Origin of the sequence: Pedobacter sp. SYSU D00535, from assembly GCF_017355855.1 — a bacterium.
GTDB lineage: Bacteria > Bacteroidota > Bacteroidia > Sphingobacteriales > Sphingobacteriaceae > Desertivirga.
Genome location: NZ_JAFEWD010000013.1, coordinates 80,199 through 104,584 on the forward strand (window position 1 = coordinate 80,199; position 24,386 = coordinate 104,584).

23 protein-coding genes are annotated in these 24,386 nt (G+C 45.2%); 8 read left to right on the forward strand and 15 right to left on the reverse strand.

The annotated features are described in order from the left end of the window. The first annotated feature begins 262 nt into the window (after positions 1 to 262). A complete protein-coding gene (locus J4N23_RS18990; protein ID WP_207429423.1) occupies positions 263 to 1,141 on the forward strand; it encodes an AraC family transcriptional regulator in 879 nt (292 codons plus the stop codon). A 120-nt stretch (positions 1,142 to 1,261) separates the two neighbouring features. Here J4N23_RS18990 and J4N23_RS18995 read toward each other — a convergent pair whose 3' ends face one another. The 4 genes from J4N23_RS18995 to J4N23_RS19010 form a co-directional block, all read right to left on the reverse strand. Then, positions 1,262 to 2,086, reverse strand: coding sequence for a sugar phosphate isomerase/epimerase (locus J4N23_RS18995; protein WP_242689293.1), 825 nt, complete (start codon positions 2,084 to 2,086; stop codon positions 1,262 to 1,264). A gap of 21 nt (positions 2,087 to 2,107) precedes the next feature. Beyond that, a complete protein-coding gene (locus J4N23_RS19000) occupies positions 2,108 to 2,938 on the reverse strand; it encodes a phytanoyl-CoA dioxygenase family protein (RefSeq protein ID WP_207429424.1) in 831 nt (276 codons plus the stop codon). 64 nt (positions 2,939 to 3,002) lie between these two features. Continuing rightward, positions 3,003 to 3,920: a sugar phosphate isomerase/epimerase gene (locus J4N23_RS19005; protein ID WP_207429425.1), complete on the reverse strand. Its 918-nt coding sequence runs from the start codon at positions 3,918 to 3,920 to the stop codon at positions 3,003 to 3,005. A gap of 5 nt (positions 3,921 to 3,925) precedes the next feature. After that, on the reverse strand, positions 3,926 to 5,035 hold the full coding sequence (locus J4N23_RS19010) for a Gfo/Idh/MocA family protein (RefSeq protein WP_207429426.1): 1,110 nt from the start codon (positions 5,033 to 5,035) through the stop codon (positions 3,926 to 3,928). 535 nt (positions 5,036 to 5,570) lie between these two features. On the opposite strand from J4N23_RS19010, the gene J4N23_RS19015 reads away from it, so the two are divergent. Further along, positions 5,571 to 6,707, forward strand: coding sequence for a hypothetical protein (locus J4N23_RS19015; RefSeq protein ID WP_207429427.1), 1,137 nt, complete (start codon positions 5,571 to 5,573; stop codon positions 6,705 to 6,707). 56 nt (positions 6,708 to 6,763) lie between these two features. Here the strand turns inward: J4N23_RS19015 and J4N23_RS19020 are convergent, their stop codons facing one another. After that, positions 6,764 to 8,584: an ATP-binding protein gene (locus J4N23_RS19020; RefSeq protein ID WP_207429428.1), complete on the reverse strand. Its 1,821-nt coding sequence runs from the start codon at positions 8,582 to 8,584 to the stop codon at positions 6,764 to 6,766. A 154-nt stretch (positions 8,585 to 8,738) separates the two neighbouring features. Between J4N23_RS19020 and J4N23_RS19025 the strand changes: the two genes are divergently transcribed. From J4N23_RS19025 to J4N23_RS19035, 3 genes are all read left to right on the forward strand, one after another. Next, complete coding sequence (locus tag J4N23_RS19025) at positions 8,739 to 9,191, forward strand: TfoX/Sxy family protein (protein ID WP_242689294.1); 453 nt, start codon at positions 8,739 to 8,741, stop codon at positions 9,189 to 9,191. Positions 9,192 to 9,450: 259 nt separating this feature from the next. After that, positions 9,451 to 11,949, forward strand: coding sequence for a sugar-binding domain-containing protein (locus J4N23_RS19030; RefSeq protein ID WP_207429429.1), 2,499 nt, complete (start codon positions 9,451 to 9,453; stop codon positions 11,947 to 11,949). A gap of 102 nt (positions 11,950 to 12,051) precedes the next feature. Then, positions 12,052 to 12,597 carry an alpha/beta fold hydrolase gene (locus J4N23_RS19035; protein WP_207429430.1) on the forward strand — a complete coding sequence of 182 codons (546 nt, stop codon included), beginning with the start codon at positions 12,052 to 12,054 and terminating at the stop codon, positions 12,595 to 12,597. A 57-nt stretch (positions 12,598 to 12,654) separates the two neighbouring features. Here J4N23_RS19035 and J4N23_RS19040 read toward each other — a convergent pair whose 3' ends face one another. Continuing rightward, positions 12,655 to 13,482, reverse strand: coding sequence for an SGNH/GDSL hydrolase family protein (locus J4N23_RS19040; RefSeq protein ID WP_207429431.1), 828 nt, complete (start codon positions 13,480 to 13,482; stop codon positions 12,655 to 12,657). An 84-nt stretch (positions 13,483 to 13,566) separates the two neighbouring features. Continuing rightward, complete coding sequence (locus tag J4N23_RS19045) at positions 13,567 to 14,097, reverse strand: YbhB/YbcL family Raf kinase inhibitor-like protein (RefSeq protein ID WP_207429432.1); 531 nt, start codon at positions 14,095 to 14,097, stop codon at positions 13,567 to 13,569. 259 nt (positions 14,098 to 14,356) lie between these two features. On the opposite strand from J4N23_RS19045, the gene J4N23_RS19050 reads away from it, so the two are divergent. Continuing rightward, a complete protein-coding gene (locus tag J4N23_RS19050; RefSeq protein WP_207429433.1) occupies positions 14,357 to 15,769 on the forward strand; it encodes an MFS transporter in 1,413 nt (470 codons plus the stop codon). Between the two features lie 167 nt (positions 15,770 to 15,936). Next, positions 15,937 to 16,272 carry a hypothetical protein gene (locus tag J4N23_RS19055; RefSeq protein WP_207429434.1) on the forward strand — a complete coding sequence of 112 codons (336 nt, stop codon included), beginning with the start codon at positions 15,937 to 15,939 and terminating at the stop codon, positions 16,270 to 16,272. A 179-nt stretch (positions 16,273 to 16,451) separates the two neighbouring features. Here the strand turns inward: J4N23_RS19055 and J4N23_RS19060 are convergent, their stop codons facing one another. Next, complete coding sequence (locus J4N23_RS19060; RefSeq protein WP_207429435.1) at positions 16,452 to 17,201, reverse strand: alpha/beta fold hydrolase; 750 nt, start codon at positions 17,199 to 17,201, stop codon at positions 16,452 to 16,454. 248 nt (positions 17,202 to 17,449) lie between these two features. Between J4N23_RS19060 and J4N23_RS19065 the strand changes: the two genes are divergently transcribed. Continuing rightward, a complete protein-coding gene (locus J4N23_RS19065; protein ID WP_207429436.1) occupies positions 17,450 to 18,967 on the forward strand; it encodes a polysaccharide lyase in 1,518 nt (505 codons plus the stop codon). Positions 18,968 to 19,105: 138 nt separating this feature from the next. Here J4N23_RS19065 and rluF read toward each other — a convergent pair whose 3' ends face one another. From rluF to J4N23_RS19100, 7 genes are all read right to left on the reverse strand, one after another. After that, complete coding sequence (gene rluF, locus J4N23_RS19070; RefSeq protein ID WP_207429437.1) at positions 19,106 to 20,059, reverse strand: 23S rRNA pseudouridine(2604) synthase RluF; 954 nt, start codon at positions 20,057 to 20,059, stop codon at positions 19,106 to 19,108. A gap of 159 nt (positions 20,060 to 20,218) precedes the next feature. Then, the gene (locus tag J4N23_RS19075; protein WP_207429438.1) at positions 20,219 to 20,587 is read right to left on the reverse strand and encodes a hypothetical protein; all 369 of its coding nucleotides are present in this window, start codon (positions 20,585 to 20,587) and stop codon (positions 20,219 to 20,221) included. Positions 20,588 to 20,898: 311 nt separating this feature from the next. Next, positions 20,899 to 21,351, reverse strand: coding sequence for a cold-shock protein (locus J4N23_RS19080; RefSeq protein ID WP_207429439.1), 453 nt, complete (start codon positions 21,349 to 21,351; stop codon positions 20,899 to 20,901). A 149-nt stretch (positions 21,352 to 21,500) separates the two neighbouring features. Then, positions 21,501 to 22,052 carry a hypothetical protein gene (locus J4N23_RS19085; protein ID WP_207429440.1) on the reverse strand — a complete coding sequence of 184 codons (552 nt, stop codon included), beginning with the start codon at positions 22,050 to 22,052 and terminating at the stop codon, positions 21,501 to 21,503. A gap of 6 nt (positions 22,053 to 22,058) precedes the next feature. Beyond that, complete coding sequence (locus J4N23_RS19090; RefSeq protein ID WP_207429441.1) at positions 22,059 to 22,505, reverse strand: KTSC domain-containing protein; 447 nt, start codon at positions 22,503 to 22,505, stop codon at positions 22,059 to 22,061. Between the two features lie 339 nt (positions 22,506 to 22,844). Then, the gene (locus J4N23_RS19095) at positions 22,845 to 23,267 is read right to left on the reverse strand and encodes a BLUF domain-containing protein (RefSeq protein ID WP_207429442.1); all 423 of its coding nucleotides are present in this window, start codon (positions 23,265 to 23,267) and stop codon (positions 22,845 to 22,847) included. Between the two features lie 77 nt (positions 23,268 to 23,344). Continuing rightward, positions 23,345 to 24,214, reverse strand: coding sequence for an NAD(P)H-binding protein (locus J4N23_RS19100; RefSeq protein ID WP_207429443.1), 870 nt, complete (start codon positions 24,212 to 24,214; stop codon positions 23,345 to 23,347). Between the last annotated feature and the right edge of the window lie 172 nt (positions 24,215 to 24,386).

Sequence of the window (24,386 nt, forward strand, 5' to 3'; positions counted from 1 at the left end):
ATAACCGCGGATTTTCTGTAGTGCAAGTAGCAGAATAATTTGATTCGTGCCAAGCGCATTCGTTCAAATTCTATGCTCATTTGTTCAAATTTAGATACCGGTAGGGAATGCTCTATCTGTTTCCGCTTGACTGGGAGCTCGACCGCCATTGATGCGATTAGTATAGCTGTTCAGTTGCCTATTACTTCATTCTTTTTATTTAGATTTGGATATAGACCTCTCGTGATATCAACCAATAAAAAAAACTATACCAGCGGTAGATATGAAACCTTTATTTCATAAAGTTCCGGTAGGGCCGCAGAGCTCGTTCAGCATCAGGCATGATACAAGGCCTAACTTTGTAGGGATCTGGCATTATCATCCGGAGCTGGAACTGCACTATATTATCAGGGGGGAAGGGGTCCGGTTTATCGGGGATCGCATCAGCAACTTCTCTCCGGGGGAGATATCGCTTCTGGGCGAGAACCTTCCGCATACCTGGAGATCAAGCGATCAGTACTACCAGCACAATCCGGAACTTGAAGTGGAGGTGATTGTTATTCACTTCCTGCCTGATTGTTTGGGTAAATACATGCTCAGCTTGCCAGAAGCCTACCTGCTACCCAAGTTGTTTGAAAAGGCGAAAAGCGGAATGGATATCAAGGGCACTACCCGCGATAAAGTGGCAGCGTTAATGCTCGAGGCTTTGCATGCCACCAACCTTCGAAGGATCATTATCTTCCTTTCCATTTTGGAGGTGCTTTCTGAGACCGACGAATTTGCTCCCATCATCAGCGGCCAAAACGTGTTTTACCGATCCAACGAGCAGGATGCGCTGCGCCTGAATAAAGTGTGCAACTACACACTGGCGAATTACAATAGGGAAATTACCCTCGATGAAATAGCCTCGATAAGTAACCTGAGCGTGACTTCTTTTTGTCGCTACTTTAAGCTAATGACCCGGAAGACCTATTACGATTTCCTGATAGAGATCCGAATCAGCCACGCTTGCCGGGCGCTGGTAGAAGATAAGTTACCTACAGAATTTATATGTTTTGACTGCGGTTTCAATAACGTGTCCAACTTTTACCGTCACTTCAAGAAGATCACCGGGCTTACTCCACTAGAATACAAGCGTAAATACTTTAAGAAGGTTTCCTGAGCTTCTTTTGCATCGGGGTTCCAGTAGATGTGTAGTCGTTTTTCGGCTGCAGGAGCTTTTATATGCAGGCGATTTGAACATAAGGGGTGAAAGTTCCTCTCACCCTTTTATGTTCATCCACTAACCAATCTTATATCGTTGTTTAAGTAAGTTTAGCATATAAGCATTATTCGACCACTGGTCGGAAATAGGCTTTTGCGAATAGGGTAAATGTACCATATAGGGGTATGGGCCGAACTCGGGCGTGATGGTCACGACGCTATCCTGCTCTGACCGCTTCCGTTCCACTACCTTATCCCACCATCTTAAATGGTGCTGCAGCGCTTCATCCCATTCGGGAGCAGCCGGGTTGGGAACTTGTGGGCCCTCCGGGTATCCTACGCGAGCATGAATATGCTCTGTCCGTTTGATCGCCAGGTCCATTGCTTCCTGCTGGTCTTCCAGAAACGATTCTGCCACGTTTACCCAGTGTGAAGCATCAAGGGTGATCTGCAAATCAGGAACGCGGCTGAGATAATCGAAGGTGATATGAGCGGCAAAAGGAAATTTGTTGCGGTGCGTCTCGTGGTATACTTGCACGCCAGACACCCTTGAATGCTCGTTAGCGCGGTCTATAAGCCTCTTATTCTGCTCGAATGAGAAGTAATCTTTACCAGTCTGCGAGTCAATCTTCAGTGCTTTATAGGGCCGGACCATGTCTAACCAGCCCGCATAATTATCAAAGTGACGGGAAAAATCCGCGTCATACGTTCCGTAATGCTGCGGAATAACTTCCAGTCCATACTTTTCAAACGCGTTCCAGGCTTCATCCAGCTCCTTTAGCTCAACGTCGTTCGGGATACCGTACTCGACACCATCATAGCCCTCAGCCTTTACCTTTTGGCAAAACAGCTCCCAGTTGATATGTTCACATCCCCATCTGGGGCAAAAAAATTTAAACTCCAAGGTATTTGTTCGGGGTTAGGATTATTTTACTTTCAGTGTGATCTCATCTTCTTTTTGAAGGAAGTCTCTGTCAGCAGACAAACCTCTTACTTCAGACGACATAATCGCATTATTTGGAACAGTTTGCACCGGCGTGATGCAGGAAGTGTTTTTCTCCCTGAACGGCTTATTATAGCTGAGGTTGTACGCGGATATCATAGACCAGCGGGGCTTATCGGAGCTATTCGCTTCAGACATGTGTAAGGTGTTGCTATGGAAGAACAATAAGTCTCCCGGTTCCAGCTCCACATGCACGCGCTCAAAGCGATTGAGTGCTTCATTCACAAAGTCCATGTCAGCGCCTTGTTGTTCACCTGCAAAACTGTGCTCAAAGCGGCCCGTCTTATGGGAGCCTTTCAGCACTTGCAGGCATCCGTTCTGAACCGTCGCCTCAGTAAGTGCAAGCATCACACTTATCATGGCATCAGGAAACAAAAAACCGTTCTTGTACCAATATCCATAATCCTGATGCCACTCCCATGCGCCGCCTACCTGTGGTTCTTTCTGCATCAGTTTGGAGTGGAAGTGACAAACTTCGCCCGGACCAAGGAGATCCTGTACGGATTGAACCAAAGCTTCACTACGGGTTAGCAAGCCATAGGCATCATCTCCCGGAGTGAACCAAAGGGTAAGCTTGGTTCGTTTACCGGATTGATCGTTAAAATCGAAGGCCTTGTTTTTTAGCACGTCGTCGCCAGTGGCGATGCCGTATAGCAAACTCACTTCCTCCTCGCTCAGGAAGTTTTTCACGATCAGGTAGCCGTCCCTGTTGTATTGTTCTTTCTGTTCGGAAGTTAACTTTAAGTCGTTCATAGTGTTAATTTTTTTAGGTAAGTATTCAAGGGAGTTACGAAAAAGACTGAGATGTTAGCGGATGCTAGGCACCAACTGCCTTCAACGCTTCATCTACAAAGCGTTTAGCCCGCGGTATGTCATCCTCGTCCAGGTGCTCGATAATAATGGGGATATTCGGGTGTTTTTTAGAGAGCAGCTTTAAATACAATTCGTAGTTCAACACGCCGAGGCCTGCAGCAGGAAGTTCTACATCTCCGGCACCCCGGAAAGTATGAGACTCTACGGCATCGATAGCAGCATGCTTTTCTTCACTGCTTTCTGCCTGTTTGATGTCCTTCGCATGGGCGATCCTGATCTTGTCTTGTAAGGCATTGAAGATGCGATAGAGCTCCCCATCCACATCCTTTATATTGGCTCCATTGAAATAGTTGGTAGGATCCATCAGCAGTCCTAATCCCGGATGATCTACCTCCCGGAATAACCTTAGCAGCTGGTCCACACTGCCGATGACGTTGTTGACGTAGTTCTCTACGAGGAAGACCGCGTCGTGCTTATAGGCATATTCGGCCAACTCTTCAATTACCGCCTTGATTTCCTGGAAAGCTTCTTCTGTCGCATTTTTTTCATGAAAAACCCAGTCGCTGCTTGGTTCGTAGGTCCCGGTTTCACTGATGACGTACGGAGTGCCAAATTCGCGTGCAAACTTCAAGAGTGTTTTCACATATTCTATATTCTTGCGCTTCTTTTCAGGATCGGGAGAAATAAGGTTGGTATATCCGGAAATGGCGACAATCTCAATATTGGCATCGCGAAAAGCGTTACGTATGCTACGTGCCTTTTCTACGGTCAGCGTTTGTGGAAGTGTGTGCGGGTCGTTCAGGTCAAAGTCTTTAAAACTCAGATCAAGCTGAATGCAGTTAAATCCATCCTTTTTTACTTTAGCAATGGTTTCTGCCAAGGTGTATGGATAATATCCATTAAAAATTCCTACTGATATCATTTGGCTTATTTAAGGGTTAGTAATGTTTCGGATAGTTTTACAGTTCGTTCTTCCTTGAGCGATAGATAAAGCGCTTCGATGGTTGCCATGGTATGCAGGTTGTCGCGACCGTTTATCTCCGGAAGCCTGTCCTCTTCAACCGCACAGAGCAATGAAGCCATGGTTCCTTCAAAAGCGTCGGGGAACCAAACAGTATCCCAGCTTGGCTCAATCCATTGGTCGGGATGCCTGCGACTCGTAAACTTCAAGGTGCTTAATCCTTTCTCCGGAAATTTTGGCCATCCAATCTCGCCAATAGCCATTCCTTCTAATCCTTCTACCCGCCAGCGGATGTACATGTCCTTTTGCGTACCTTCTCCCTGCCAGGCCCAGACATCGTCCAGGCTTGTGGCCATCAGGCCACTGTTATACTGAAAAGTATACTGGGAAATACCATCGATATGAGGAAATTTAGTGCGGGGATCGCTGCGGCTTGTAGCCGTTACTTTTTCAGGATCGCCAAACAGGTAACGAAACGTATCGATGTGGTGAATTCCCATATTTAACATCTCCAGGCGATCGTACTGTTGCAGGAATTCCTGCCAATGTGGTATTGCCCGCATATCTATAGTCGCAAGAACGATCTCGCCCAGGTAATCATGCTCCAGCAGGGTTTTCAGTGCTCGTATTGACTGGTCGTACCGCATGTTGCTGTTAACCGCCAGTTTAACACCTGCCTGTTCACATAGCAGAACGATTTCATTTGCATCCTGAAGGTTCATCGCCAGCGGTTTCTGGCAAAGGATTCCCCTTATATGGTCGTTCTCTTGAACCGCCTCCCGTACTATTTCCAGTTGTTTGTCTGGCGGAACAGCAATATCAAGGATCTCAATGTTTTTATCCCTTATCAATTGCTGCCAGGAATCATACACGTTCGGAATGCCAAACTCTGTTGCGACTTCTTCTGCTCGGGCCTTGCTTTGGGAAGCAATCCCATAGGAATTGAACCCTGCATTGCGATAAGCTACCTGATGGCAGCCTCTCACAATTGCTCCGGCACCAACGGTACCAATCCGCCAGTCTTTTCGCAAGGGCATTTGCGCCGCAATGTTCAGATCTAGTGTAAATTCTTGCATTGTTTACAATGGGTTTAATGGTTTGCTTAATATCTGCAACAAAGCCCCGCCACAGGTATTGATAATCAATAAGGTTGACTGGCCGTCGCTTTGAGGAGCATTGCTTTTACGCCTCCATCCCTTGATTTCTCATCGATGGAAGGACCGGTTATAATTTTCTTAGTTAGTTCGTTTAAATCAAATCTACTTAAGCAGGCAAAGTGTATTCTGTAGGATATTTACATGATATTGTAAAATACTATCTAAAAACGAGACTATTAATCAGAGGGAAGAAGGATCTTCCCTCCCTAGACTGATTGTCAGGAATAGATACGGTGGTTTAATACGATCATGCAGAAAACATCAAACGTGGGTGACAAGAAAGCCGTAGCAGGTAGCACTTTCATTCAAGTAAAGACACAGCTTAAGCAGGTGAGAGTAGTTTTAATCTTCTGTAACTCCAGGGTTCTGGCGATTTTTTGTCACTCAGCAATAAAACCAGGCGGCCTTGTAGCAAAACGGTCCTTTCACTCGTCATGCAGAGTAAACAATTTTGATGAGATACTTTTTCCTTTTATGCGCCTTATTCGTTGCGCTTACCGGATGTAAGAAAGATAAAGAGCCTCTAAACGAGCAGGAAGCCAAAGAACTTCAGGTGCTGGGTTGGGCCCAAACCGGAGATAACAATATACTGCCCGCTTTGTGGACCGAACAGCGTCAATTAAACTTTTTGCCTATCCGCAACGACGCGCATTATAAAATGAACTTTGTGCATAAAGTTGATGGCGAGCATATCTATTTTGGGCTTGAGGATGTCCATTCTCCTGCTTCTTCTAAAGCCATTATGTGGAAGGGAACGGCCAAAACAATTCTTTCTGAAAAGACGCTCAATTTAGCTCAGCAGGAGCGGATTAACAGCTGGTCTGTAAATCCGATCACCAATGATATTTATATACTGGCAGCGGATTTAGGCAATTTTTATTACTACACGATCAGCAACGACGGGAACAGTGTAGCAAGAACTGCAATTAATGTCGGGGCCCATGGAATTCCTGTTTATATTCAGGCAATTGGTCCCGATATTCATCTGCTCACCGTGACTCAGGTTTACAGCGATCAGGTCACGGAGGGGAAAACGATCATCAGGCATTTGAAAAATGATGTGCTCTATGCGACCTACGAAATCGCTTTGAATGAAGAAGAATATTTGTGGAACAACCTTCAGATCGGCTCAGCCTATATTGAGAATAACCAATGTCATTTGCTGGCAGTTGCCGATCAATCTTTGGAATACTTTTATCTACAGCTTAGTAAAAACGCTCCGGTAGTACAACGGCCGTTTCAAACGGAAGGCTATACACCAGCTTTTGGTGCAGAAACAGGAAGTATCAGTTCAGCGCAGGGGGTATTCGAGAATGGCCGCTTTTACGTAGCTGCGAAAAAGGATGCACGGGACCTGGCTTGTTTGGTAATTGATGTAAAGCCGGCTACGCCGACAACCAGCAAAGTAGTGCTGGAAGCACCTGCCGGGCATACTACTTATACGGCAACAAGAACTTACAAATACGGAGAGGATCTATACCTCAGCGGAGTGGCAAACGATTTTGGAGTTTACTGGAAGAACGGAAAGCTGGTTGTTCCGGATAAAAACGGTTTAAACATGTCGAGAATAGCGCATATAAGCTTTCAATAGTCCCCTGTATCGCATTTATAGAAAATGAAAAGAGGTTGAGGATGCTTGTCAGTCGATCAGGCGGAGCGCTTTTCCAGTTCCGATTTTACCTCCTCAAGCCAGCTTGCCGCCTCAGCCTCTTCTTTGAAAAATCTTACCAGGACGTCCGACTTATTCATTTCGGAGGATTTGTATGCGGCCATATTGCTAAACTTGTCTTCCGATAAGACCCATGCGAAGTATTTTACCCCTGCCGCCGCCATCATCGGAAACCAAATATTGCCGCCATGGTCTGATGAATCACTCCAGTTCCCCTTCACCAACGAGTTGTCATTAAGTACATACTTCGACTGTGTCTTTTTAACGAAATCCAGGATGATCAAACCGGAAGTTTCTACCGTTTCCCGAGTCTGGTAACCAAGCCATCTAACTTCCAGCCAGTTCTGCAGGGCATTGTAGCTGACCGATATAGAGTCATTTTTGAAGTAGCTGCTTCCATCGGTGTCTGCATTCGCTGCCGCTAAAGACGCGAGTGGGACAATGAAAGAAAACCGGGAACCTTCCCCTAATTTGCTCTCTGCCCACAAATTTCCGCCATGTTGCTTTAGGATATCTGATGCAATGAACAGGCCCAGTCCCAGACCCTGAAATTTCATGGCAGAAGAGTCCACGCGGTAAAACCTATCAAAGACAGCTTGCAGGTGTTCCTCCGAAATCCCTATTCCAAAATCCTGCACCGAAACAACTGATCTGCCATTCGCAATTTGTTGGCTGATGACGATATCGCGGCTAGCAGGTGAGTACTTGATCGCGTTATCGATTAAGTTAATAATTACTTGCTCTAGCCTAAACCGATCTCCTTTCAATAGTGCATTTGGCTCATTTATTAGTTCAAACCGATGTTCGGGATGGGTTAGCGCAAAGGATTGAACCGTCTCTTCCATTAAATTGCTTAGATCAAAGGTCTCGAAGTGGTAGGTTTGTTTTCCTGTATTAATCTTCGAGATATCCAGTAGATCATTAACCAGCCTGCTCAGTCGCTGAATGTTATTTTCGGAGCGATCGAGGAAGGCCTTAGCCTTTTCGGGTTTGTCGTACAGCGTTGATTTGGCCAGCTTTGTAAAGCCCTGAATATTAGTAATCGGCGTTTTTAGCTCGTGACTCGCAATCCCAATAAATTCATCTTTTTGCCGCTCCAATTTTACCCGAACGGTCACATTTTTGATATGGGAAACGAGCGCATTAATTCCAGGTCTCTCCAAATAGTTGTATACGTCGCCTTCCAGCCAGATGACTTGCCCGTCTTTACGTTTAAAAGCCGCTCGGATTACGTCATGTGCATTAGGGCTTTTTAGCAGCAAATTCAGCTTTCCTGTAAACATTTCGAGGTATTCAGGCTCCACCAGTTTATCAAATCCCAATTTGATGTATTCCTCCGGGGTATAGCCGGTCATCTCAAAAACCCGCGGGCTTACATAAGTGGCTTTCCCGCTTTTATCTCTTAACACGAGCAGGTCGCAGGCTTCTTCCAGCAATAGCTTCAACTTAGATTCGGCTTCCCGGCTTTTCTTCAGCGACTTCTTCAATGCATATCCCATCATCGACAAAAAGATATTTTGGGATGCAAAAATTAAGATATGAACCCACAGCCTTGGCGCAAAGGAAAAGGAATAGATGGGTTCCAGAAAGAGGTAAATAATGAGTAGGATACAGACAAAGTTCGTTATGAGTCCAATCAGCCAGCCGGAGTACCAGGTGGCAAAAATTACTACAGTAGTATAAAGTAGGAAGGGTGTTCGGTTTCCAAGCACCTCGGTCATGTTTACTTTAATGAGTGTTGTCAGTAGAATGAGAAGCAGGGGGACTAAATAAACGGATACCTTTTTGACGGACTTCATATTTGCCGAAAAGTAATAATTTTTGGCGAAACCGTGATGGTATTCAATCTGCTCCTTAAGCTTGTTTCAGGTGTTGTAAATTATGGTTTAAATTCTGTACGATATTTAACCCAAGTGGTTTATTTACAGTGTTCTTCTTTATGGTAGAGGAGAAATGCTTAGGGTTTCATTAAGTGAAGAAGTCAAAAGACGCTCGGCTATTGCTGCAGCCATCAAAATATCTATTTTTGATCATCACTTCAATTTTGGATCTATGGCTTATAACTCTGTACTTGCAGACCGCATAAGGGAATATCTGGCGGACTTTCCTGACCTGGAAATAGAAGAAAAGACCATGTTTGGTGGGGTCGCATTTTTGGTGAATGGCAAGATGTGTGTAAACGTGAGCGGAGAGGACCTGATGTGCCGTTTCGATGCGGCTTTGCAGGATGAAGTGGCAGAACGCCCGGGCTTTAGAACGATGATCATGAGAGGAAAGGAGCTGAAAGGTTATTGTTATGTCGATCCAACAGGTTTTAACACTCAGAAGGAATTCGAGTACTGGCTGAAATTGTGTTTGGACTATAACGACCAGGCGAGCTCGTCAAAGAAGGGTGGACGTAAATAAGGCCTCCCCTGATCTAAACCAATATCAGTATCAGGCACTCACTTTGCACTTGATAACTCCAGCAAGACCACAAATTTTAGACTTGCCATCAGAGTCTTATCATTATCAGTTTAGTCGGCTTGTAGCCTCCAATAGTAGGTATTAACTGAAAGCGGCTCAGGTAATTAGGTTAAATGTCTTGATGGCATTATAAAAGTTTTTCCTATTTTTCGTTCTTCAGGCTACGCCAAAGAAACAGAGCATTAGCTACACAAAAACCATGATACAAATTATCAAACGACCAATTTTAACCCTAGCCCTTAGTTTGCTTGCTGCCGCAAATCTTTCAGCCCAGCCAGGTTTCGGCAAGGCGGAAAAGATCAATGCCGATTGGCGCTTTCACCTCGGTGAAACAGACCTTAAAAAGACGATAGAAGCGCGAGACAAATCATGGAGAACGGTGCAACTTCCGCACGACTGGACCGTGAAGCAGACCTATGACCCCTCGCTCGCCAGCGCCACCGGCTTTCTTCCCGGCGGTATAGGCTGGTATCAAAAAAATGTAAGCATCCCCAAAGAAGATGAGGGGAAGAAACTGTACCTCTATTTCGAAGGGGTGTATAACCGAAGCGAAGTCTTTGTAAACGGCCAGTCGGTGGGCAAACGTCCTAATGGCTACATTTCCTTTAGCTACGATATTACTCCCCATATCAAATATGGAGCAGAAAACCAGATCGCTGTCCGGGTAGATCACAGTCAGGATGCGGATTCACGTTGGTACACCGGCTCAGGTATTTACCGGGATGTGTACCTGGTTAAAGCAAATCCCCTTCACCTCGAACAATGGGGCGTTTATGCCTATCCTGAAGTAAAGGGTAACAAGGGAGTTCTGCACGTACAAACAGCCTTAACTAACGAGTCGTCCTCCGGTGCTCCCCTATCTGTGGTTACTGAGCTGTTGGACAAAGACGGTTCGGTGTTGGCCAAAAAAACGAACAAAGTAACGCTGGGCCAGAACAGCAGACAGGAGATCAAGACTGAACTTTCAGTGAACAACCCCAGATTGTGGAGCTTAGAAACACCTCACCTTTACAGGTTACGCACTTCTGTTATTCAAAACAATCAGCTAATTGACAGTACCACAGTGGTTACCGGTTTCCGCACCTTTAAGTTCGATCCCAACAAGGGATTTGCATTGAACAGTAAACAGATGAAGGTGAAAGGGGTATGTATCCATCACGACTCAGGGGTGCTGGGTGCAGAAGTGTACCCGGAAGTGTGGCGGCGTCGTTTACTAACATTGAAATCCCTTGGGGTAAATGCGGTCCGCACGAGCCATAATCCGCAAGCTACCTCTTTATACGAGCTGTGTGACGAACTGGGATTATTGGTGATGAACGAAGCTTTTGATGAGTGGGAATTTCCGAAGCGTAAATGGCTGGAGGGCTGGAATGTAGGAACTCCGGGATATCAGGGATCTTTCGACTTCTTCAAAGAATGGGGAGAACGGGATTTGGCGGACATGGTTAAAAGAGACCGCAACCATCTCTCGATCTTCGCCTGGAGCATTGGCAATGAGGTAGATTATCCAAACGATCCATACTCGCATCCGGTGCTGGATGGCAGTCGCGAGGGAGGCTTTACGCAGCCGATCTTTGGAGGCTACAAAGAGGATGCACCTGATGCGATGCGCTTAGGTGACATTGCCAAACGACTTGCAGCTGTGGTCAGAAAATACGATCAGAGTCGGCCGGTGACTGCTGGTTTGGCTGGAGTAGCCATGTCGAACGAGACAGCGTATCCTTCTGCACTTGATATTGCAGGCTACAACTACACTGAAAGCCGTTACATCGAAGACCACAAGCGCTACCCTAAACGGGTTATCTACGGAAGTGAGAACCGTCATGATTTTGGCGCCTGGAAAGCCGTGGTGGATAACGAGCATATTTTCGGGCAGTTCTTATGGACCGGGATCGACTACCTGGGTGAATCGGGCCGATGGCCATCACGTGGATTCTATTCGGGACTACTTGATTTTGCCGGTTTTATTAAACCGAGAGGCTATTTCCGCCAGTCCCTTTGGGCCGACAAGCCTGTTGCTTATATCGGTACCTACCCCTTGATGGGAGGAGCCGCTGCCAGCGATGCCTGGTCTGTGCTCGAGTCAGAGCAGCGACCCCAACGAAATCAGGCGCCTTCCATGGATGCCTGGCCCGTCTGGAATTATCAAAGCGGCCAGATGATCCGGGTAATGGGCTACAGCAATGCTGCAAAAGCGCGTTTGGAGCTAAATGGAAAGGTTGTAGGTCAGATGAAAGACTATGACCAGAAAACGGGCATTTACTATTGGGATATCCCTTATGAGGCGGGCAAACTTGAGTTAGTAGGCATGGATGCGAAAGGAAAGGAGACAGTGCGTCACCAGCTCCAGTCCAGCAAACGTTCTCATGCCATAAAAGCTCTTCAGGGCGAACAGTTACAAGTTAAAGCAGTAGACGGCGTAGCGCAAATCGAATTGCAGTTAGTTGATGAGGACGGTATTCCCGTAGCAATGGCCGATGATGAGATCACTTGTGAAATCGCGGGAAATGCAAGGTTACTGGGTATGGAAGCGGGAAATAATGCAGATATGGGCGACTATACCGACAACAAGCAGCGTGCTTTCCACGGAAAGATGATGGTCTACCTTCAATCGAAGGGTAAAACCGGCGAAGAAGTAATGGTACGATTCAGCGGACCATGGCTGAAGCCGGCGATTCTTAAGATCAAACTGTTATAGAAACCCTTGATCAAAGCGGGGGTAGACCAAGCTGGTTGTTTTGTCCACCGCTGCTTTGATTGCTTTCTACCAGAAGAAGAAGAACTTTAAACATACAACCCTATGAAAAAACTCCTAATATTTATCCATGGCGCAGGTGATGAGGGATACGAGGCAGATGCGGAACTAGTTGCTTCGTTAAGGCAAACATTGGGAGAAGAATATGAAGTCCGCTACCCCAAATTGACTACAGACGAAAGCCGTTCCGATTTCGGTTGGCCGGAACAAATTCAGACCCAGCTTGACGCGATGGAGGAGGAGTTCGTTTTAGTCGGGCACTCATTGGGCGCGTCATTTATACTCAAGTGTCTTTCCGAAAGGACCATTAAAAAAGCGATTCGAGGTGTTTTTTTGATTGCTGCACCATTTTGGGCTGGGGAGGAAGATTGGAAGCAGGGGCTTAAACTGCAGGAGGGCTTCGCTTCGAGGCTACCTGTAAATGTACCTGTTTTTCTTTATCACAGCCGCGACGATGAAGAGGTGCCTTTTTCACACCTGGAGACTTATGCGCAGAAGTTACCACATGCAACCGTGCGGGAGGTCGAAAAGGGTGGTCACCAGCTGAATAATGATCTAAGCCTGATAGCAGCAGATATTAAATCTTTATGAAAAACGGGTGCGTTGTTCCTCGCTTAAGTTGCTGCGGTTCGCCTTCGAGTTGACCTTTTAGTACTTTTTCATCACCTTCACCAGCATTTTGGAAATCACAGCCATTCCTTTGTCTGAGGGGTGGAGACCATCATAGGTAAGGTCAATTGCTTCTACAGGATAAGGATAGTCGTCCGTTTCAGGGTTGAAAGGGATATCGATAAATGCTGGGTATTTGAAGTTCTTATATTCTCCGGTGGTCGGGTCTTTCAATCGCTTGAATTTCACCATTCGTTTCAGGTTCATTCCGCTTTTGTAATACAGATCCACCACGTCAAACTTTTCAATTTTTGCAATTTCCAGAATGGCATCCGCGTATTCAGACAAAAAGCGGCCGTTTCGGGGAGCATAGGAGCCTTTAGCATTGTTTTTAAAGTTTTTCATAGAGACAAAATCGACCCGTTGCATTGGGGTGATTAAGAGGATTTTAGCATTGGAGTTCAATTTTCGGATTTTGTCTACCATCAAGCGGTAGGAGCCGTACAGGGTTTTAGCGCCGGTATTGCCCCGGTAATCGTCGAGGCTACCAATAGGAACAGAGCTGTTCCAGTCGTTAGTCCCATAATAAATCGTGTAAATATCTGCTTTTTCAATACCCTGCTTGTCGAAAGCATTCGCCATTCTGGAAGCTGTCCAGCCGCTATGGCCGTAGTTCTTGAACCTAATATGCCGAAGCTTTTCAGTCACCCGCGTCATATATCCTTTAGTGATTCTGTTCCCGGTTTCTGCAAGATGGTCATTCAGATAAGTGATGGAATCGCCGATTGCCATCCAGCTCAATATACTACGTTCTGTAAAGGAGGTGAAGAGAAGGAGGGCAGAGATCGCAACTATTGCTCTTTTCATTTTTCAAATATAGCAGAGGAGGTGTTTCAAGGGAAGTAGTGGTGCCAATAGAAGAAAGAATTCCCAGAAAAGCGCTACTCCCACCTACGGCTTTTCAAATGTTCCATCAAGTTGCGCCTGGGCAATCACACGGCCTTTCATCGCTTCAAGAAGCTGATCTTTGGTCATGTCGGATGTGTCCAGAACACTATCCAGAGCAAAAATCTTGAAGACATAAGTATGGGTGCCATTGGGAGGGCAAGGACCATTGTAGCCTGTCGATCCCCAGCTATTTACCCCGTCCTTAGCTTTAACATCTGCAGCGGCACTGCCTTTTGGCAACAGCGTTAAATTTGCCGGTATATTGTAGATTACCCAATGCACCCAGGTGCCCTTGGGTGCGTCGGGATCGTCCATGATGATTGCAAAGCTTTTTGTGCCCTTAGGAACGTTGCTCCAACTAAGAGCCGGCAATATATCTTTCCCAACACATGTGTACTCGGCGGGGATCGCTTTACCATGTTCAAAGGCTGCACTGCTTAACTTAAATTTCTCCTGCGCCCTTAGGGTAGAGGCAAAGGTGATAAGGACAAGGCTTAAGAGAAAGTACTTGTTAGTAAAGGTTTTCTGGTTCATAACTTAAAGTTTACTGGTTAATTTTATCTAGTAGGATCTGCAATACCTTTTATCTAGTCCCGACTAGCCGGCCTAAGATCATATATTTCCTCTCTGCGTCCTTGCGCCATGTTTATAAATGTAATAGAAAGAATCGATACAACCTAGCCGGCAGCATCAGAGACTGATCCGGCCTGAATTCTTTCCCTTCACCTCACTGGAGGAATCAGGAACGCCTTTTGCATACTCCCTGCATCGCGCATTCTTGAACAACATGGATATGGATTTGAAGGAATCAGTACAGACACCCGAATTGACTAAAAAACTACTCCCCATTATTCTGGCGACTGCCATCTTCATGCAAATGCTCGATTCGACCATTTTGAACACGTCGCTGCCCGCAATCGCCAGGGATTTGAACGAATCGCCCCTCGACATGCAGAATGCCATTATCAGCTATGTACTTACCCTGGCTGTGTTCATGCCCGTTAGCGGATTCCTTTCGGATAAATTCGGTACCAAGAAAGTCTTTATTTTTTCCTTAATCTTATTTGGTGCAGGCTCGCTCATCTGCTCGCTGGCGCAGAGCCTCCCACAATTGGTTGTTGCAAGAATGATACAGGGCCTGGGTGGTAGTTTGATGACTCCCGTCGGGAAATTAGCACTCATCAGAACTTTTCCCAAGCATGAGTTGCTCAGGGCTATGAATTTTGCCATTATTCCAGCATTAATCGGACCTGTTCTCGGGCCGCTGGTAGGGGGCTATATGGTGGACTATTTATCCTGGCACTGGATTTTTCTAATCAATATCCCGATCGCTCTCTTAGGTATTGCCCTAAGTTTGCGGTTCATGCCCGACTACAAGTCCCAGATCATCGATTTTGATCTGAAGGGTTTCCTGATCTTTGCCGCTGCCTCCTTGCTGCTCTCCATTGCCCTGGAGCTGTTTGGCAATACGGTGCATGTAACGCCGGTCTTAGTAATGTTGTTATCCGGATTTCTGATGTTGTATTTTTACTACCGCCACGCTTCCAGTGACGATAACCCTATTTTTCCGTTGAGCCTGTTCCAGGTAAGGACCTTCAGGGTAGGAATTTTAGGTAATCTCGCTACACGACTAGGCATCAGCTCTATTCCCTTGTTACTACCCATGATGATCCAGATTGCCTATGGCCGGTCCGCTGTAACTTCTGGTTGGATTGTTGCTCCGATGGCTATCACCGCCATGTTTGGAAAATCTGCCGTCATCAAAATTCTGAACAGGTTTGGCTACCGGGGTACGTTAATGACTAATACATTCATCATCGGTATACTAATTTGTAGTATGGCAATACCTCCGGCCCATTCTTCTATTTACTGGTACATGCCTATCATCGCCATTCTTGGCTTCTTCAACTCCATCCAGTTTACTGCCATGAACACCATCTCTATTGCCGACTTGCGACAGTACCATACCAGTAGTGGGAATTCACTCGTTTCCGTGAATCAGCAGTTAGCCATCGGTTTCGGTGTTGCTTTCGGATTGATTGTGCTGAAAATCTTTGAGGGGGATGTGAAGTTAATTCATAACGACATTCATAACGCATTCCGATATACTTTTTTGGTAGTCGGTATCTTGACTATCCTGTCCGGATTAATCTTTAGAAGGCTGCATTTTAAGGATGGTGATAATATGAAGAGTGATGGGAGATAAGGCGCTTCCCCATAAACAGGAATTAATCGATTCGGAAAGTATAGTGGCGGAATAGCAATATTAGTTCATGCTACCCTGTAGGGTTTTCTGGCAGCTGAAGGCAACAATGAAACAAAAAGAAATAGTTGGAGGTTGTTGAAAGACAGATTGCTTGACACCTTAAGAACATGAAAGAAGAAAATAAAGGGCAGAAGTATTTAACGGGAGAGGAAATCAGTAGTTTGCTGGGTTCGGTTCGGAAATCAGGATTACGATACACAGTGGATTTGTACCTGCTGGATTATATCAAATGCTGTTTGCTGGAAGATGGGCAGTTGAACAACAACATACAAAAGCTTCAGCATGCTTTGAACTACATTGAGAATAGTGAAGCAAGGAAAGATGTTGAGCAGGTAATCAGTAGTCTTCAGTGCGTGCAGAAGGAGTATAATGAATACCTGGAGGATACTGGAATACTTGCTAAGGGAGACTATCCGCCTCCCAGAGGGGAAGATGAGATCTGATCTCCAATAAAAGCAACTATCCCGGTGGCGTCGGGTGAATAAAACGGGAAGCTTATGGGAAAGGTTAGGCTGACCAGGCTGATATCGAATTGCTCCTTGTGATAATGAGAAATGTTCTAAGTTGCTGCCGATAAGATGATGTTAAGGACTTACAAGCCATAGCGAAACAAACCTCTATTTTACGGATTTACCCTTCTTAGCATTTCTTCGATAGCAACTTTTACAAGGTTCGGTTCGGTAATCTGCGGGAAGTGACCGCTGTTGTTCGCCCGAATTTGCTTCGAATAGGGAGAGAGCTCCAATAATTTTTCCTGATAATGCAAATGAATTTGGAAGCTACGTTGTGGCACAAAGGGCAACTTCTTTGTTCCTGTCACTACAGTAATGGGGATTGCAGGAAAAGGGCTGCTTTTGTCGATCTCCGCGATGGTATCTTCGTAGTGCTCGTCTTCCGAGTATTTATAGGGGTCAAACAGCTTTTCGACCCGTTTTAAGCCTTCAACGGCTCGTGTAATCAAAGCAGGGGGCTTCAACGCCGTTTGTGCTGTTTTTTCCTCTGGGTGGGTGCTATCCACAAACACAATTCCCGCAACTTCTGTCGGATGTATCCTCGCAAAAAGGTTAGCAAACAATCCGCCAAGAGAATGTGCAACTAAGATGTAAGGCGGTTCTATAGCTAAAGTCTCTAACAAATCCTGCACTAAGCTTAATACCCTGCTCCCGGTATGAGGCAGATCTATTCTGGAGGTTTTACCAATGCCGAACCTGTTAAATAGCAGGGTAGTGTGGGAATGAGAAAGCTGTTTGACCACAGGATCCCAGCTGTCTAAAGGCATCCTAAAGCCGTTAAAAAAGACGAGGGCCGGGTTTCCTGATCCTACCAATGAATACTCAATGGTAAGGCCATTCTTAACTATAGTAGAATTCATAAGAGTTTTAGCTAAGATTAATTTCCAAGCTATTTGTTACCCGACAATGCAGCTAGAAAAACACTTCTTTATGATCCCCGAAACTATAGGATATTCAAAGTTTCTAGTAGAGAAAGAGCGGCGTACCGCCGGTCGTATCCAATTAATTTGTCTTGTTAAACGTAATTGTTACACTCATTTCAAACCACTTTAATATACATTTAGCAGTGATTATAAACTAATGATAATATTTTATCAAGAATTAACCGATGATGAGAAGATCCTATAAAATTTTCAGCGCTAGCTTGCTTTTGCTTGCTTCTTTAGGTCCAGGTCTGGACGTACTCGCACAAAATGGACAACCCGAAGCCGGACAAATTCCTCCGCATCCTCCGCGGTTGCCCGAAGCTGTAATCCCTGCATTTCCCGGGGCATGGGGAGGCGGTATGTTTACCACAGGAGGCCGTGGAGGAAGAGTTATCGCTGTTACTAATTTGAACGATAGCGGTCCTGGTAGCCTCCGCGCTGCTTTAGAGACAAAAGGACCACGTATTGTGGTATTCCGCGTCGCGGGCACGCTAAAAGTTGCGAATGATTTAAATATCAATCATCCAGATATTACTATTGCTGGTCAATCCGCCCCTGGTGATGGTATCTGTATTGCTGGTACACTTAATATTAATACGTACAATGTAATTATCCGGCACCTGCGGGTACGCCGTGGAGTCCCCACCGGTGGGCAGGGTGATGATAATATCGGGGGATACCCACAACATCATGTGATTATCGACCATTGTTCTACAAGCTGGGGAATGGATGAAAATATGTCGATGTATAGAACCATGCGACCGTCCTTAGATGGAAAGACACAAATAAAAGATCCGGCAGAGCATGTGACGATACAATGGTCCATTTCCAGCGAAGCTTTGGATGCCCGAGGGCATGCCTTCGGCGGAACCTGGGGAGGAAATCCTTCTACATTCCATCACAACTTGTTTGCCAGCAATACTGCGCGCAACCCTTCCATTGGAATGTCAGGTCCTTTTGACTTCCGGAACAATGTTGTCTTCAACTGGCGTCATCGTTCTGTAGATGGTGGCGATGAAACTTCTGAGATCAACCTCATCAATAACTATTTTAAACCAGGGCCTGCTACCAATGAAAACATGCGGGGAGTGTTTGCGCGTATCGAACAGCGGAGCATGTACTCCCCTGGAAGTGCGTGGAAAGAAGGAGATTGGTATCCTAAAGCAGCTAATCGCCCCGGAAAGTGGTATGTGGCGGGCAATATTATGCATGGCAACCAGGAAGCAACCAACAATAACTGGGCTGGTATGCGTGGACCCGAGAATCTGGCCCGTGTAAATACGCCCTTTGTAGGTTGGCCAGTTGCACCGCATCAAACAGCGCAGGCAGCTTTTGAGTCTGTACTGGCAAAAGCAGGTGCTACCTTACCGAAGCGTGATGCGGTGGATACTCGTGTTACAGAAATGGTGCGTACAGGAAAACCGATGACAGCAACCGGTATCATTAAAGATATATCTGAAGTGGGAGGTTATCCGAACTTAACATTCAATCCGGCGCAAGTGCCTGTTGATAGCGATAACGATGGTATGCCTGATCAATGGGAAATTAAATATAAGCTTGATCCGAAAAACGTGAAAGACGGCGCTCTGGATACCGATGGAGATGGTTATACTAACGTGGAAGAATTCCTTAATGGTACCAATCCTCAGGAAAAGATCAATTACCGAAATCTGGGGAATAACATCGATACAATCAGTTAGCACGCCGATGAAGTAAGCCAGACGAAAGCCCTAGAAGGGGAACGGTGGCCTTTAAAGAACAAAGCCCAGTCTCGAAAGAGGTTGGGCTTTTGTTTTAGTCTCGTATCAGCTAACGTGGGAAAGCGCTCTTGGAGCTTGTCATCCACGTTTTGACGACTTTCCCTTGATTGGGGCTCTGCTCTTCACGTTTTTGCCTGGATTCTTTGAAGGACGTTTGCTTTTTCCATGTGCCCCTGCCGGCTTATCACTTTTGCTGAAGCTTTTCGTAGCCGGCCTCGATCTTCCCTGTTTAGCTGTACCTGCTGAACTCTTACCAGGCTGCTGCCGATCTGTTTTCTTTGCAGAGCCCGTGGGTTTCGAAGCCTCTTCCGTAGTTTTAGAGTTCTTTATGAGCCTAAAGATTCCTGCCTTTTCTTCTTCGGTTAACTCCCGCCATTCGCCTAAAGGCAAACCCTTAAGACTGATATTCATTATTCTTGTGCGCTCCAGTTTGGTAACCTGGTATCCGAAGTGTTCGCACATCCTTCTTATCTGCCTGTTTAAACCCTGAATTAGTATTATCCGGAATACAAAGGTACTTTCTTTGGTGACGGTGCACTTTCTGGTCATGATCCCCAGAATAGGAACGCCAACAGCCATTGATTCAATAAAATGATCGGTGATCGGCTTGTCTACAGTGACGAGATACTCTTTTTCATGGTTATTGCCGGCTCTGAGGATCTTGTTGACAATGTCGCCATTACTGGTAAGAAAAATCAGTCCCTGCGAGTCCTTGTCCAGGCGACCGATAGGAAAGATGCGTTCGCTGTGATTGACATAACTTACAATGTTGTTTTTTACGTTTTCTTCGGTTGTGCTTGTTACTCCTACAGGTTTGTTGAAGGCAATAAAAATTGCGTCCTCTGATCTTCTGGGTTCTATGAGGTTTCCATTTACAACCACACGATCGCTGGGTGATACCTGATCCCCGATTTTTGCTTTCTTGCCGTTAATAGATACGTTTCCGTTCTCAATGTATTTGTCTGCCTGCCTGCGCGAGCATAGCCCGCTTTCGCTGATGTATTTATTTAAACGGATGGTGCCTTCGCTCATTGGAATCGAGATGGATTATTTTCAAATGTAAGCAAGTCCAGCATGTAAAGCTATATGAATAACATATCGTCTGATCAGTTGAGTAGATGTTCGCTCTTCCTCGAGTAGTTATCCGATCTGTTTTCGAGGGCGAAAGTGACCGGGATATTCAATGCTGGATTAAGCGGTATGTGCCGTTCTGTCGTCAAAATAGAGCTTGATCATCGGTTGATTATCTTCCGGATAGCTGAGGGCATCTTCTGCCATTACCACAATAGAGTCCTCGTGATTAAAAAAAATAGGGAGTCCGAAGTAGAAGGATCCTCCGTTCTTAAAAGGTTCCTGGAAGTGAGTTGCCGGCGGAGACAGCTGCGTCTCCTTTATGCCCTTAACCAGGAAACCAATCATGTATTTAGGAATAAAGATCATCGACTTTTCAGGAAGCTGTTCAGGATAATGGGTGAAGAACAATTTTACCGTCTCGTTCACAGCGATCAATAATCCGGCAACGTCTCCCGGAGCAATAACGTTTTGATAGACCTTACTCATGCATCAAAAGTAGTTAAACCATTTGCACAATCAGAAAGCCAGTTTGGATCTGTTACTAGATGCTAGGGATGGTCTAGGGAAGCAGAAACCCGGGCGAAAAGGCAGCTTATGGATGCGGGCTATGGAAGTCTATATCGCTAGAAAGATCAGACAGGGAACTAGGGGCGTTCAATTTTCGGTCTCAAACCGTTTAGGTGGCCACAACAATACCAAGTCTCCTGCGGCGACAAGGAGATGCAGCTTTGTTAAGAACATTGACACAAGCAATAGCACACGCGGCCCCGCGTGCGCCAGCCTGGTACCATGATTACCTAGGCTTTTTTAACTTTTATAGCGTTTAGTCCTTTAAGACCCTGCTCGGTTTCAAACGTGACACTATTGCCCTCTTTGATCGGGTCGATGAGTCCGTTAATATGAACAAAGATACTTTCCTGTGTTTGCTGGTCTCTGATAAATCCGAAGCCCTTAGACTCATTGAACATCGTCACAGTACCTTTTCTAACGGTATCGTGAGGTATCGGTTCTTGTCTGGCCACGCCAATTTGTATATCCTCAGAGTTGATTTCTTTCTTCTTCTTGCTCAGATCAGGAGGAGTGGAGGTGATATTTCCGTTCTCATCTACATAGGCAAACATTTCCTCTAGGCTTTTTCCTTTATCAGAATTAGCTTTACGGTCTTCGGCCTTCTCTTTCTTGTCTTTAGCTTTCTTTAATCTTTTTTTCTCTTTTTCTTTCTTACTGAATGTTTCTGTTGATCTTGCCATAGTTTAATTAATACGCATCGTTAGACGCGCGTGATGTAGTTTTTATTTTATATAGTGGTAAACCGCTTACCCCTTGATGTTTTCCGCGCAATTTGCGGGCCAGTCTCACCCTTAATTCTCCTGCACTTAAGCTGTTTTAAATCCCAAACTCAAACTTTCAAACAAGTTGTCTGCTTAACAATAGTATCGATCCACTGCTGCTGCTTTTCAACACTAAAATGTCGGGCCGGGGTCTCCAGTTTACAAATCCGGATGCCTTTTTGCTTACAGTGTGCTGCTATCACAGCCATTTGTACCTTGAGGTTAGGAATACCATTGAAGGTTTTCCGGGTAAAGTATACTGATTTCAGTGCAGGCAGCGAGTCGATGATCGAAATAATGTCATTCCATTGCTGTACATGCGTATCGACAAATGCATCGTCTGTGTTAGTTTCTTCACCTTCCGGTACTTCAAGTGCATCAATAAGATCAGCGAAGCCGATCTTGCGTTTCTGCATGAAATGTTGCTTTTCACTTAATGGAGCCTCTTTCAAAGACTGCCCTTTCCAGCAAATAGGCAATAAATGCCACAGGTAATTCCGGGGTCTTCCGTAGAAGAAATCGGTATCCTCTTCACCCTCAGGGACAAAAGTGCCGAGGATCAAAATTTCGGTGCCCTCGTGGGGTAAAATATGCTTGAATTTATGGGCGACTTTTGGCATAAATACTTAAGCTGTAGCTGCTAATCTGGATGTACTTCTGTAAAGATAACTACCGGAAATATGTCTTCTGAAAAAACGTCCGGGAGAATCCGCATTAATGAACTTTACATATACATTTTTAGGCAAATTAAAATACTCATATTCGTTGCCATCTGCAAAGCTTATTGTTAGCGTTTGTGCTCGGTATTGGAAATCAAGAATAGCAGAAGCAATGGTAAGGGCATATGCTGAAGCTGTTTTTTCTTTCGTTTCCGGAGCGATGCTTACCAGGAAATGATAAGCTTCGATGATTGACTTGCTCTTTTCTTCAGCCGCAGCCTTACTTTCTTCACTATCCTGGAACTTATCCGGATGCCAATTTTTCATCAATTGGCGATAAATTGTTTTTAACTCCTGCAATCCTGCGTCGTCTGCTACTCCAAACAGCTTTCTGTAATCGGTAATCTTTTTCAATGATTTTATTAAAAGAAGGGAACCAGGCAAAAGCCTGTTTTGTTGTTTAAACCTCTGAATCCTTTTTGGTTCAGGAGTTTGCGAAGGTACGGTTTTAAAAGTTAACCTGCAGAACGCGTTGTAACTATTTGAGTTTATTGCATTCTTTTGATCTTCAGCAAATAGTTAGTCTGGAAACAAAGAATTAATAATAATCCATCTTTCAATGTATCAAAGGCACCTATTATGAATTAGTGCAGCCGATTTCCGGCATCAGATACTAAACATGACGGGCTGTCGAAGAACCCGCTATTGTTAATTGCGGGGGATTAAAAGCAAATTCGGCGCCAATAGGCGTCTTTAACGGTTGTTGTTAATGAAATCTACCAGTAAAGTCTTCACCTGGTCCAGACTGTCGTTACCGTTGTTTTCGACCTGCTTTCGAAGATTAAGATAGCCTTCAATCTGCTCAAATTCCGCTTTACTGCTTGCTCTGAAGCCCATAGACCAATCTTCAAAACTACGGCCGGAAATACCACGCTGTTGAAGAATTATCAAGTCCGTATGCCGCGGGTCAGTTTTAATTTTATCATAAACCTTCAACACATTTTCTTCTAAACCCTCCAGAACTTGAAGAATATTGCCGTCACAATAGATCAGTACTCCCGAAACTCCCATTTTCGAATTGTTGGCGCGGCTTACCGTTAGTATGTCTTTTAATTCCTCAGAGCTTAATGCCTCGGTTGCATTACTCAAATAAACAATCGTAAATAATTGGTCCATACCCGATTCAACGAGGAGTAGTTGAAAAGGTTACTTTTTTGTTGCTGGTCTTCGATCTGCTTCACACTCCATCTCCTTTACTGCTTCAATTGTTGCTCTAAAAACGATGCGAGAGTTGTGGGAAGTTTAATGGTTTCGCTGGCATATTCCGGGACCGTTTTGTTGTCGATAACCGCTTGGGTCATGTCTACCAGATTTCTTGCCGAATTTTCAGAAAAACCCACAGACAACAGTGTTTCGCTCCACTTTTCTTTCGGTATTGATTGAGCCGTGACATTTCTATTAAGTAATGTCGAAAGGGTGTTCGCGACATCGGCCGCACTGTATTTTTGAGGTCCCGTTAGTTCAAAAAGTTTTTGGTGGGTCGAAGTTGAAGGGGTAATCATTTTCTCCGCAATGAACTTCGCCAAATCGAGGGGCGAATTCATCTCGATTTTCAAACCAGCAGGGAAAAAAGATGGTAGCAGGCCGTATTGTTTAACCGTTTCCAGGTAACCTAACCAGTTACTGAAATAATAGGATGGCCGCACAATTATTATTTCTGCATCTACGTCTCTAACACCCTCTTCTAATAGTTTAGACATCACTAGATTACCCGTGTTTCCGTCGGCATGTGCACCTACAGAAGAAAGGCCTATCACTTTTTTAATTCCTGCGGCTTGAATAGCTAGTTTATAGTTATCTACGATTTGTTGCGTTTCACCGATGATGTCATGGGAAGCCGGATTTTCAGGTGTTAAAATAAAAACAGTTGTTCCGCCTTTAAATGCCTCCATAAGCTGTCGAGCATCAAAAAGGTCGGCTATCCTGGTCTCGATAGTCCTGTCCCGCAGTTTTTTTGGATTCCTCACCACTGCTCTTACCGGGTGACCTTTTCTTTTAATTTCATTGATGAGATAGGAGCCTACCTGCCCGGTAGCCCCGAGAACTATATTCAGGTTTTCCATGTGCAAAAGTTTACACAGCAAAGGTGCGGTGCCAAGGTGACAGCCCTATGTCAACAGCTTAAGCAAAGGTGGAAAGTTTTACTATCAGCTCTTTGTAGAACCCTTGCTGAAATTGCACCGGGAAGCATTGGGAATAAATTGAATATACAGGGAGCCTCAAACTCATTCCCTG

What these genes read in the sequence shown, in the direction of transcription:
- J4N23_RS19010 (WP_207429426.1), bottom strand. Translation starts at nt 5,035, where the DNA reads ATGCAAGAATTTACACTAGATCTGAACATTGCGGCGCAAATGCCCTTG.
- J4N23_RS18990 (WP_207429423.1), top strand. Translation starts at nt 263, where the DNA reads ATGAAACCTTTATTTCATAAAGTTCCGGTAGGGCCGCAGAGCTCGTTC.
- J4N23_RS19050 (WP_207429433.1), top strand. Translation starts at nt 14,357, where the DNA reads ATGGATTTGAAGGAATCAGTACAGACACCCGAATTGACTAAAAAACTA.
- J4N23_RS19065 (WP_207429436.1), top strand. Translation starts at nt 17,450, where the DNA reads ATGATGAGAAGATCCTATAAAATTTTCAGCGCTAGCTTGCTTTTGCTT.
- J4N23_RS19020 (WP_207429428.1), bottom strand. Translation starts at nt 8,584, where the DNA reads ATGAAGTCCGTCAAAAAGGTATCCGTTTATTTAGTCCCCCTGCTTCTC.
- J4N23_RS19025 (WP_242689294.1), top strand. Translation starts at nt 8,739, where the DNA reads ATGCTTAGGGTTTCATTAAGTGAAGAAGTCAAAAGACGCTCGGCTATT.
- J4N23_RS19005 (WP_207429425.1), bottom strand. Translation starts at nt 3,920, where the DNA reads ATGATATCAGTAGGAATTTTTAATGGATATTATCCATACACCTTGGCA.
- J4N23_RS19100 (WP_207429443.1), bottom strand. Translation starts at nt 24,214, where the DNA reads ATGGAAAACCTGAATATAGTTCTCGGGGCTACCGGGCAGGTAGGCTCC.
- J4N23_RS19055 (WP_207429434.1), top strand. Translation starts at nt 15,937, where the DNA reads ATGAAAGAAGAAAATAAAGGGCAGAAGTATTTAACGGGAGAGGAAATC.
- J4N23_RS19095 (WP_207429442.1), bottom strand. Translation starts at nt 23,267, where the DNA reads ATGGACCAATTATTTACGATTGTTTATTTGAGTAATGCAACCGAGGCA.
- J4N23_RS19060 (WP_207429435.1), bottom strand. Translation starts at nt 17,201, where the DNA reads ATGAATTCTACTATAGTTAAGAATGGCCTTACCATTGAGTATTCATTG.
- rluF (WP_207429437.1), bottom strand. Translation starts at nt 20,059, where the DNA reads ATGAGCGAAGGCACCATCCGTTTAAATAAATACATCAGCGAAAGCGGG.
- J4N23_RS19035 (WP_207429430.1), top strand. Translation starts at nt 12,052, where the DNA reads ATGAAAAAACTCCTAATATTTATCCATGGCGCAGGTGATGAGGGATAC.
- J4N23_RS19015 (WP_207429427.1), top strand. Translation starts at nt 5,571, where the DNA reads ATGAGATACTTTTTCCTTTTATGCGCCTTATTCGTTGCGCTTACCGGA.
- J4N23_RS19080 (WP_207429439.1), bottom strand. Translation starts at nt 21,351, where the DNA reads ATGGCAAGATCAACAGAAACATTCAGTAAGAAAGAAAAAGAGAAAAAA.
- J4N23_RS19040 (WP_207429431.1), bottom strand. Translation starts at nt 13,482, where the DNA reads ATGAAAAGAGCAATAGTTGCGATCTCTGCCCTCCTTCTCTTCACCTCC.
- J4N23_RS19030 (WP_207429429.1), top strand. Translation starts at nt 9,451, where the DNA reads ATGATACAAATTATCAAACGACCAATTTTAACCCTAGCCCTTAGTTTG.
- J4N23_RS19075 (WP_207429438.1), bottom strand. Translation starts at nt 20,587, where the DNA reads ATGAGTAAGGTCTATCAAAACGTTATTGCTCCGGGAGACGTTGCCGGA.
- J4N23_RS19045 (WP_207429432.1), bottom strand. Translation starts at nt 14,097, where the DNA reads ATGAACCAGAAAACCTTTACTAACAAGTACTTTCTCTTAAGCCTTGTC.
- J4N23_RS19085 (WP_207429440.1), bottom strand. Translation starts at nt 22,052, where the DNA reads ATGCCAAAAGTCGCCCATAAATTCAAGCATATTTTACCCCACGAGGGC.
- J4N23_RS19000 (WP_207429424.1), bottom strand. Translation starts at nt 2,938, where the DNA reads ATGAACGACTTAAAGTTAACTTCCGAACAGAAAGAACAATACAACAGG.